A 6,933-nucleotide genomic window follows, 5' to 3' on the forward strand; every position below is an offset into this window, starting at 1 on the left:
CTCAAACTTTTTACTCGGGGATGGTCAGGTCCGGGTCGATGGCGTGCAGCTGGCGCTGGAACTGGTCGCGGATCCGCGCCAGCGCGTCTGCTGTTTCCGCCTCGAAGCGCAGTACCAGGACCGGGGTGGTGTTGGAGGCACGCACCAGGCCCCAGCCGTCGGGGTAGTCGACGCGAATGCCGTCGATGGTGTGGGGTTCGCCTCCGGGGTACTCTCCGGCCTGCAGTTGGCCGACGATCTCGAACTTGCTTTCGTCGGTGACCTCGATATTGATTTCGGGGGTGCTGATGTCCTCGGGGAAGGCGCTGAAGATCGCGTCACAGGTGCGCTCGTCCTTGGCCAGGATCTCCAGCAGACGGGCGGCGCCGTAGAGACCGTCGTCGAAGCCGTACCAGCGCTCCTTGAAGAAGATATGGCCGCTCATCTCGCCGGCCAGCAGGGCGCCGGTCTCCTTCATGCGTGCCTTGATCAGGGAGTGGCCTGTCTTCCACATCTGCGGCTTGCCGCCGGCCTCTTCCAGCACCTTGTGCAGCAGGCGCGAACACTTGACGTCGTAGAGAATCTCGGCGCCCGGGTTACGGCTGATGACATCCAGCCCGAACAGCATCATCAGGCGGTCCGGGTAGACGATGTGGCCCTGGTCGGTCACCACGCCGACGCGGTCGCCATCGCCATCAAAGGCCAGTCCCAGGTCGGCCTTCTCCTCGGCCACGACGCGGATCAGGTCCTGCAGGTTGGCGGGCTTGCCCGGGTCCGGGTGGTGGTTGGGGAAAGTGCCGTCGATGTCGCAGAACAGCTCGGTGACCTCACAGCCGATGCTGCGCAGCAGGCTGGGGGCGAGCTTGCCGGCGACGCCGTTGCCGCAATCGACCACCACCCGCAGCGGGCGGGCGAGCTGGATATCGTCGGTGATGTGTTGCAGGTAGTCGGCGGAGACGCTGACCCGCTTCTGGTTGCCGCTGCCCTGGACATAATCCTGGTTCTGAATCCGGGTCAGCAGGGCCTGAATATCCTTGCCGGAGAGGGTCTTGCCGTTGATGACAATTTTGAACCCGTTGTAGTCGGCGGGGTTGTGACTGCCGGTCACCATCACCCCGGAATCGGTGTCGAGAATATGGGTGGCGTAGTAGGTGACGGGGGTCGGCACCATGCCGATGTCGAGCACGTCCAGGCCGCAGTCACGCAGGCCGCGGCTCAGGGCGGATGCCATCTCGGGGCTGGAAAGGCGGCCGTCGGCGCCCACGACGATGCTTTTCTGACCTTGGGCAACGGCCTCTGAGCCGATGGCGCGGCCGATATGGTAGACCACCGGCGCGGTCAGGGTATCACCGACCACGCCACGGATGTCGTAGGCGCGAAAAATCGAGGCCGGTACCGGCCCGGTCAGGGTGTAGGGGTTATCTGCTTGGTTCATTAGCGCTGTCTCTCCTTGAACACGATGCGCTTAATGGCTGCCGGAGTGGCCAAAGCCGCCGGCGCCACGGTCGCTGTCGCTGAATTCTTCCACGATTTCAAAATCTGCCTGCACCACCGGTACCAGCACCATCTGGGCGATGCGCTCGCCAGGCTGGATGGTGTAGCTGGCCTGGCCCCGGTTCCAGCACGAAACCATCAGCTGGCCCTGGTAATCGGAGTCGATCAAACCCACAAGGTTGCCCAGCACCACGCCGTGCTTGTGACCGAGCCCGGAGCGGGGCAGCAGCATGGCGCAAAGTTTCGGGTCTTCGATATGAATCGCCAGGCCGGTGGGAATCAGCCGGGTCTGCCCCGGCTCCAGTACCGTGGGTTCGTCTACCAGGGCGCGCAGGTCCATGCCCGCTGAGCCGGGGGTGGCGTAGCTGGGCAGGGGGAATTCGTTGCCGATGCGCGGATCCAGGATTTTTACCTGCAGTTGTTTCATGTCGCTTGGTTCTCGTAATGGCGTGCAATGAGGGCGACCAGCTCGCGGGCCAGCTGTGTCTTGCTGGCCTGGGCCAACCGGGTTTCGCCCGCTTTATCGATCAGGGTGACGGCGTTGTCGTCGCTATTGAAACCGATGCCCGGCTGGGACACGTCGTTAGCCACCACCAGGTCGAGCTGCTTGCGCTCGAGCTTGCCGCGGGCGTGCTCAATCAGCTTCTCGGTCTCGGCGGCAAAGCCGACGCAGAAGGGGCGGCGGGCATGACCGGCCACCGTGGAAATGATGTCCGGGTTTTTGACCAGCGCAATCTGCATCTGTTCGTCGCGTTTCTTGATCTTCTGCTCGGCCACTTCGGCCGGGCGGTAGTCGGCCACGGCGGCGGCGGCGACAAAGATATCGCATTCATCCAGGGTGGCAAGACTGGCGGCCAGCATCTCCTCGGCGCTGTTGACGGCGATTCGGTTGACCCGCGCCGGTGCCGGCAAGCTGACCGGGCCACTGACCAGGGTCACCTCGGCCCCCGCTTCTCGGGCTGCCTCGGCCAGGGCATAGCCCATCTTGCCGGAACTATGGTTGCTGATGTAGCGCACCGGGTCGATGGCCTCCCGGGTCGGCCCGGCGGTGATGGTGATTCGCTTGCCGGCCAGGAGCCCGGGGGCAAAGCAGGCAGCGGCTTCGGCGGCCAGCTGCTCGGGCTCAAGCATACGGCCCGGGCCACTGTCGCCACAGGCCTGGTCACCAACCCCCGGCCCCCAGATCTTCATCCCCAGCTCTGCGAGCCGGGCGACATTGGCCTGGGTGCGTGCATCGCGCCACATGGCCTGGTTCATGGCCGGGGCCAGGGCGATGGGGGCTTCCGTGGCCAGGCACAGGGTGCTCAGCAGGTCGTTGCCCATGCCCACGGCGAGGCGGGCAATCATGTCGGCGCTGGCCGGGGCGATCACCACGAGGTCCGCCCACTTCGCCAGTTCGATATGCCCCATACCCGCCTCGGCGGCCGGGTCCAGTAGTTGCTGGTGGACCGGGTTGCCGGAGAGCGCCTGCAGGGTCAGTGGGGTGATGAACTCAGCCCCGCCGGGGGTCAGTACAACCCGCACCTCGGCGCCGGCGGTCTTGAACTGCCGGCACAGCTCGGCGCTCTTGTAGGCGGCGATGCCGCCGGTGATACCCAAGAGGATGCGCTTGTTGCTCAGTTGCTCCATGGACTCGACTTTGACGGTTAGTAAAAGCTCACTATGCTATCACTGGCGATAGCGTTTGCGTAGCCACCATGGCGGGATTCAGGGAGGAGTTCATGGCCATCAGGGACTGGCCTGCGGCAGAGCGGCCGCGGGAAAAATTGTTGCTGCAGGGGCCGGGAGCCCTGTCCGATGCAGAACTGCTGGCGATCTTTTTACGCACCGGGCTGCCGGGCATGAGCGCCGTTGACCTGGCCCGGGAGCTGGTCGGGCGTTTCGGCGGATTGCGGGACTTGCTGGGCGCATCCGAAACGGACTTTTGTGCCGCGCCCGGGCTGGGGCGGGCCAAGTACGCGCAACTGCAGGCGGTGCTCGAGATGGGGCGGCGCTACCTGGACGAGGAGTTGCGTCGTCCCGAAACGTTTACCGGCCCGGCCGCGGTCCGGCGGTTTCTGACCAGTCGCCTGCGCCATCGCCAGCGGGAGGTGTTCGCGCTGCTCTTGCTGGATAACCAGCACCGGTTGATTGCCTACGAGGAGCCTTTTAAAGGAACCTTGGACTGCGCCAGCGTGTATCCCCGGGAGGTGGTCAGGCGGGTGCTGGCCCACAATGCCGCCGCCGTGATTCTGGCGCATAACCACCCCTCCGGCGTGGCCGAGCCCAGTGCCGCCGATCGGCAGATCACCGAGCGCTTGATCAGCGCGCTGGCGCTGGTCGAGGTGCGGGTCTTGGATCACCTGGTGGTGGGGGAAGGTCCCCCGGTTAGCTTTGCTGAGCGGGGATGGCTCTGAAGCCGGGTTGCGATCTTTGGCCTGGTTCTGTATGATTGCCCGCCTGCTATTCCCCGGTATGGGATTTTGTCCTCAATGGGTGAGGGCGCTCCGCCTGAGGAAACGCGCTGGCAGACTGTGCAGTGATTGGGCTCAGGCTGGCGAAGGTTCCAAGAGTTTTGGATAGCATCAGAAAAGGTTAAAGCAATGGCTAGAGTTTGTATGGTCACCGGCAAGCGCCCCGTGACCGGGAATAACGTTTCCCACTCCCAGGTAAAGACCCGTCGTCGTTTCCTCCCCAACCTGCACTGGCATCGTTTCTGGGTGGAAAGCGAGAATCGCTTCGTGCGTCTGCGTGTCTCCTCCAAGGGTATGCGTATCATCGACAAGAAAGGCATTGACGCGGTTCTGGCCGAAGTGCGCGCCAACGGCATTAAGGTATAAGGAGCGGAACGATGCGTGACAAGATCAAGATGGTTTCCAGTGCCGGCACCGGTCACTTCTACACCACCGACAAGAACAAGCGTAACACCCCCAACAAGCTGGAAATGAAGAAGTTCGATCCAGTGGTGCGTAAGCACGTGATGTACAAAGAGTCCAAGATCAAGTAACTCTCCTTGGCCTGAAAAAAAACCCGGCACCGCCGGGTTTTTTTGTGTCTAACGCACGGAGAATTCCTTGTAGAGGCTGCCTGAGTATGCCCGAGTTGCCCGAGGTTGAAACCACTCGCAGGGGGATTGCGCCCCATGTTCAGGGGGAAACCATTCTGGGGGTCGAGGTGCGCCAGTCCCGGTTGCGCTGGCCCGTTCCGGCGCAGCTGGCGGCTGTCGTCAAAGGTCAGCTGGTGCGCCGCGTGCATCGGCGCGGCAAATACCTGCTGCTGGAATTGCCGGTCGGGCATATCCTTTTGCACTTGGGGATGTCTGGTAGCCTGCGGTTAGTGGCAGAGGGAGCGCCGGTGGGCAAGCATGATCACCTGGACTTTCTCCTCAGCGGTGGGCGGGTTTTGCGTTTGAACGATCCGCGTCGTTTCGGGGCGGCGCTCTGGTGTGAAGGCGACCCAATGCAGCATCCGCTGCTGATCAACCTAGGGCCTGAGCCGCTGTCGGACGACTTTACGGGAGGGCTTTTGTATCGGCGCTCCCGCGGGCGCCGGGCCCCCGTCAAAACCTATATCATGGACAGCCGGATCGTGGTTGGGGTGGGGAATATCTATGCCAACGAGGCGCTGTTCGAGGCGGGCATCGATCCGCGGCGTGCGGCGGGCCGTATTGGTGCGGCTCGCTACCAGGTGCTTGCCGATCGAATCCAGGCGGTCTTGAGTCGGGCGATTGAGCAGGGAGGTACCACGTTGCGGGACTTTGTCGGTGGCGACGGCAAGCCAGGCTATTTTCAGCAGAGTCTCAAGGCTTACGGGCGGGGTGGTGCGCCGTGCCAGAGTTGCGCAACGCCATTGCAGGAAGTTCGGCTTGGGCAGCGCGCCACAGTGTTTTGTCCGCGCTGCCAGCGCTGAGTTTTGGAAGGTGCAAAAAAAGAAAACCCGCATGAAGCGGGTCTCAAGGTGTGTTTGCCGTCCTGGCGGCTCATTCGCAGCCACGTCCTTGGCTGTTCGCGCTGAGCGGTTTTTTTTCTTCCATGCTGCGGCCGCTTGTCCTTGCGGTCTTCCACGTCCCTGTCTTTTCCGGCTTCCCTGAGTCGGGCGTCCTGCCAGTCGAGCTCCGTCTCGACATCATGCTTCCTTCGTGCGCATTATTAAAAAAATCCGGGAACCCTCCCATAGGAATAAATCCTATTTTTTGTATGGAGAATACATTTGGGGTACAGAGAAGGGCGGTGTGTACTGGCGGTTGGCGGTTCGGACAGCGGAGCTGGGGCGGGCGTCCAGGCGGACCTGAAGACCTGCGCGGCGCTGGGGGTATACGCGGCTACTGCCGTAACCGCCGTGACGGCTCAGAACAGCCGCGGTGTCCGGGCGGTGGCGGCCGTTGATCCTGTCATGGTCCGCGAACAGGTGGAGGCGGTGTTGGAGGACTATCCGGTAGGCGTGGTCAAGCTGGGCATGCTCTGCACTGGGTCGGTCGTGAGCGCTGTGGCGGATGTCTTGGTCCGATATCCTCGGCTACCGGTGGTCATCGATCCGGTGCTGGCCTCAACCGGCGGCCATGTGCTGTTGGATGCAGAGGGGGTTGAGTTGCTTTGTCGAAGGTTGTTGCCTCGCGCTGCGTTACTCACTCCCAATATCCCTGAGGCGGGGGCATTGATTGGGCGCAGCGAGGCAGCGGTCGTGGCTGATAGGATAGGCGCTTTGCAGGCGCTGATTGCGCTGGGTCCGGAGGCTGTGCTGTTAAAAGGCGGGCATCTGCCCGGGGTCGAGTGCGAAGATCTGCTGCTGGAGGGGGGAGGGGTTACTGCGTACCGTCAGTCTCGTCTGGCGGTTCGAAATACACATGGCACCGGCTGTACCCTGGCGGCGGCTGTCGCCGCAGGTCTGGCCCAGGGGCTTGATCTGAAGGGGGCCGTGGCTCAGGCCAAGCATTATGTCCGCGAGGCGATTAAGCGGGCGGACGAGCAGCGGCTTGTCAGCGAACGAGGGCCGCTGGCCCATTTTTTTAAGCTATCTAAGGACTGAAGAGTGGCTGTTCCAGCCGTTCGACCTAGTTGGGTTTGTTACATGCTTTTCGGGGGCGCGTCAGCTTTTATTGCCGACTCTTAAAGTTTGTGAAAAAAGTCGTTGACGGCAGGAAACGGGGCTGTAGAATACGCCCCCACGTTGTCGCTGAGGCGGCACGCGAAGCCAACCGGCAGACAAGTTTTCAAACAAATTTCTCTGCAAAACAAGTTGACTTCGAAATTGGTTGAGATAGAATCTCGGCCCCGCTTGAGGAAAGCGGAACGCTCTTTAACAAATCGACCATGCAATTCGTGTGGGCGCTTGCCGGGATAGGTTGTAAAGACTTATCGAAGCAAGTGACTCGTGAATTCATAGAACTATTCGTACTTACGAACAGTTAAGTATTCCAGTTTTTGCTTTGAGCTAGATTTTAGTCACTTTCGAGTGGCGACAAATTTAAACTGAAGAGTTTGA

At 61.9% G+C, this 6,933-nt stretch carries 8 protein-coding genes; 5 read left to right on the top strand and 3 right to left on the bottom strand.

Annotated elements, in window-relative coordinates:
- Window positions 1-10: 10 nt before the first annotated feature.
- Genes JGZ97_RS06465 through coaBC form a run of 3 tightly spaced genes read right to left on the bottom strand, consistent with a single transcriptional unit; the run spans window position 11 to window position 3,102 of the window.
- Entirely contained in the window at window positions 11-1,414 is a 1,404-nt protein-coding gene (locus JGZ97_RS06465; RefSeq protein WP_207061794.1) for a phosphomannomutase/phosphoglucomutase, read from the bottom strand.
- A 30-nt stretch (window positions 1,415-1,444) separates the two neighbouring features.
- Entirely contained in the window at window positions 1,445-1,900 is a 456-nt protein-coding gene (gene dut / locus JGZ97_RS06470) for a dUTP diphosphatase (RefSeq protein ID WP_207061795.1), read from the bottom strand.
- Window positions 1,897-3,102, bottom strand: a complete 1,206-nt coding sequence (coaBC, locus tag JGZ97_RS06475; protein WP_207061796.1) for a bifunctional phosphopantothenoylcysteine decarboxylase/phosphopantothenate--cysteine ligase CoaBC — start codon at window positions 3,100-3,102, stop codon at window positions 1,897-1,899. The genes dut and coaBC overlap by 4 nt, the downstream gene beginning before the upstream one ends.
- A gap of 92 nt (window positions 3,103-3,194) precedes the next feature.
- Here coaBC and radC point away from each other — a divergent pair, with 92 nt between their 5' ends.
- The 5 genes from radC (at window position 3,195) to thiD (ending at window position 6,477) form a co-directional block, all read left to right on the top strand.
- A complete protein-coding gene (gene radC / locus JGZ97_RS06480; protein ID WP_207061797.1) occupies window positions 3,195-3,869 on the top strand; it encodes a DNA repair protein RadC in 675 nt (224 codons plus the stop codon).
- Between the two features lie 186 nt (window positions 3,870-4,055).
- A complete protein-coding gene (rpmB, locus tag JGZ97_RS06485; RefSeq protein ID WP_207061798.1) occupies window positions 4,056-4,292 on the top strand; it encodes a 50S ribosomal protein L28 in 237 nt (78 codons plus the stop codon).
- 11 nt (window positions 4,293-4,303) lie between these two features.
- A complete protein-coding gene (rpmG, locus tag JGZ97_RS06490; protein WP_207061799.1) occupies window positions 4,304-4,459 on the top strand; it encodes a 50S ribosomal protein L33 in 156 nt (51 codons plus the stop codon).
- A gap of 86 nt (window positions 4,460-4,545) precedes the next feature.
- Window positions 4,546-5,361, top strand: coding sequence for a bifunctional DNA-formamidopyrimidine glycosylase/DNA-(apurinic or apyrimidinic site) lyase (gene mutM / locus JGZ97_RS06495; protein WP_207061800.1), 816 nt, complete (start codon window positions 4,546-4,548; stop codon window positions 5,359-5,361).
- A 300-nt stretch (window positions 5,362-5,661) separates the two neighbouring features.
- Window positions 5,662-6,477 (top strand): bifunctional hydroxymethylpyrimidine kinase/phosphomethylpyrimidine kinase, encoded by an 816-nt coding sequence (gene thiD, locus JGZ97_RS06500; protein ID WP_207061801.1) that lies wholly within the window; start codon window positions 5,662-5,664, stop codon window positions 6,475-6,477.
- Window positions 6,478-6,933: the final 456 nt, after the last annotated feature.

Source organism: Motiliproteus sp. SC1-56 (assembly GCF_017309075.1).
Classification (GTDB): Bacteria; Pseudomonadota; Gammaproteobacteria; order Pseudomonadales; family Balneatricaceae; genus Motiliproteus.